Annotated in this window: 1 rRNA gene; it reads right to left on the reverse strand. The window is 54.8% G+C overall.

Features of this window, described 5'->3' with window-relative positions:
- Nucleotides 1–19 precede the first annotated feature (19 nt).
- A 23S ribosomal RNA gene (locus tag CHX35_RS17145) occupies nt 20–2,953 on the reverse strand.
- Between the last annotated feature and the right edge of the window lie 78 nt (nt 2,954–3,031).

The following is a 3,031-nucleotide window of genomic DNA, read 5'->3' on the forward strand; positions in this document are numbered from 1 at the left end:
AAGCGTTTAAGAATGAATGCAGGAGAAGTCCTCGACCGATTCGTATCTGTCAGCTGAACACATTGCTGTGCTTACACCTCAGACCGATCTACCTCGTCATCTACAAGGGGTCTTACTTCCACTGGGGAATGGGAAATCTTATCTTGAGGGGGGCTTCGCGCTTAGATGCTTTCAGCGCTTATCCCTTCCACACTTGGCTACCCAGCGATGCATCTGGCGACACAACTGGTACACCAGCGGTGTGTCCATCCCGGTCCTCTCGTACTAAGGATGGCTCCTCTCAAATTTCCTGCGCCCACGACGGATAGGGACCGAACTGTCTCACGACGTTCTGAACCCAGCTCGCGTGCCGCTTTAATGGGCGAACAGCCCAACCCTTGGGACCTACTTCAGCCCCAGGATGCGACGAGCCGACATCGAGGTGCCAAACCTCCCCGTCGATGTGGACTCTTGGGGGAGATTAGCCTGTTATCCCCGGGGTAGCTTTTATCCGTTGAGCGATGGCCCTTCCACTCGGAACCACCGGATCACTAAGCCCGACTTTCGTCCCTGCTCGACTTGTAGGTCTCGCAGTCAAGCTCCCTTCTGCCTTTGCACTCTAGTGCGCGATTTCCAACCGCGCTGAGGGAACCTTGGGGCGCCTCCGTTACTCTTTAGGAGGCGACCGCCCCAGTCAAACTGCCCACCTGACACGGTCCCGCATCCGGATCACGGATGTCGGTTAGAATTCCAGCACGATCAGGGTGGTATCCCACCATTGCCTCCTCCGAACCTGGCGGCCCGGATTCTTAGGCTCCCACCTATCCTGTACAGATCGTACCAAAACTCAATATCAGGCTACAGTAAAGCTCCACGGGGTCTTTCCGTCCTGTCGCGGGTAACCCGCATCTTCACGGGTACTACAATTTCACCGGGTCTCTCGTTGAGACAGCGCCCAAGTCGTTACGCCTTTCGTGCGGGTCGGAACTTACCCGACAAGGAATTTCGCTACCTTAGGACCGTTATAGTTACGGCCGCCGTTTACTGGGGCTTCGGTTCAGAGCTTCGCTTGCGCTAACCCTTCCCCTTAACCTTCCAGCACCGGGCAGGCGTCAGCCCCTATACTTCGCCTTACGGCTTCGCAGAGACCTGTGTTTTTGCTAAACAGTCGCTTGGGCCTATTCACTGCGGCCCCCTCGAGCCCGAAGACTCTACCGGGGCACCCCTTCTCCCGAAGTTACGGGGTCATTTTGCCGAGTTCCTTAACGAGAGTTTTCCCGCGCGCCTGAGGATTCTCTCCTCGCCTACCTGTGTCGGTTTGCGGTACGGGCACCCTTCACCTCGCTAGAGGCTTTTCTTGGCAGTGTGAGATCAAAGACTTCGGTACTGTAATTTCCCTCGCCATCACGGCCCAGCCTTAAGAAGAAAGGGATTTGCCTCTTTCTTCAGCCTCTCCGCTTGGACGCACATCCAATCGTGCGATCTCCTACCCTCCTGCGTCCCCCCATTGCTCAAATGGTGAAAAGGTGGTACAGGAATATCAACCTGTTATCCATCGCCTACGCATTTCTGCCTCGGCTTAGGCCCCGACTTACCCTGAGCGGACGAACCTTCCTCAGGAAACCTTAGGCTTACGGCGGAAGGGATTCTCACCCTTCTTTTCGTTACTCATACCGGCATTCTCACTTCTCTCCGCTCCACCGCTTCTCACGAAACGACTTCACTGCTGAAGAGAACGCTCCCCTACCATGTCTTACGACATCCACAGCTTCGGTGGTGTGTTTAGCCCCGTTACATTTTCGGCGCAGAGTCCCTGGACCAGTGAGCTATTACGCACTCTTTAAATGGTGGCTGCTTCTAAGCCAACATCCTGGTTGTCTAAGCGACTCCACATCCTTTCCCACTTAACACACACTTTGGGACCTTAGCTGGTGGTCTGGGCTGTTTCCCTTTCGACTACGAATCTTAGCACCCGCAGTCTGACTCCCGGAAAATAAGTCGATGGCATTCGGAGTTTGACTGAGTTCGGTAACCCGGGAAGGGCCCCTAGCCCAATCAGTGCTCTACCTCCATGACTCTCTTATCCGAGGCTAGCCCTAAAGCTATTTCGGGGAGAACCAGCTATCTCCGAGTTCGATTGGCATTTCACCCCTACCCACACCTCATCCCCTGATTTTTCAACATCAGTGGGTTCGGGCCTCCACTAAGTCTTACCTTAGCTTCACCCTGGACATGGGTAGATCACTCGGTTTCGGGTCGACGGCGACGTACTATACGCCCTATTCAGACTCGCTTTCGCTACGGCTCCAGCTTCTCACCTTAACCTTGCACGGCACCGTCACTCGCCGGTTCATTCTACAAAAGGCACGCCGTCACCCCTCTAGGGAGGCTCCGACTGCTTGTAAGCACACGGTTTCAGGATCTATTTCACTCCCCTTCCGGGGTGCTTTTCACCTTTCCCTCACGGTACTGGTTCACTATCGGTCGCCAGGAAGTATTTAGCCTTGGGAGGTGGTCCTCCCGGATTCCCACGGGATTTCTCGTGTCCCGCGGTACTCAGGGTCCGTCTCGGAGAGTAGAATGTTTCGACTACCGGGCTGTTACCGTCTATGGCGGGCCTTTCCAGACCACTTCGTCTACACGCTACCTTTGTAACTCCATGTGAGACGCCCTACAACCCCAATTGGCAAAGCCAATTGGTTTGGGCTAATCCCGTTTCGCTCGCCGCTACTCAGGGAATCGCGTTTGCTTTCTCTTCCTCAGGGTACTTAGATGTTTCAGTTCCCCTGGTCTGCCTCTATCCATCCTATGTGTTCAGATGGAAGTACCAGCGGTTGACGCTGGTGGGTTGCCCCATTCGGAAATCCCCGGATCAATGCCTGCTTACGGCTCCCCGGGGCATATCGGTGTTCGCCCCGTCCTTCATCGGCTCCTGGCGCCAAGGCATCCACCGTGTGCCCTTAATAACTTCTCCTTCATTCACTCCGGTGAAATCTTCATATCATGAAGATTGCTTGGCTTACTCCATATCCGGTTTTCAAGGTGCATCTCC

It is taken from the genome of Marininema halotolerans (assembly GCF_900116235.1).
Lineage (GTDB): Bacteria > Bacillota > Bacilli > Thermoactinomycetales > DSM-45169 > Marininema > Marininema halotolerans.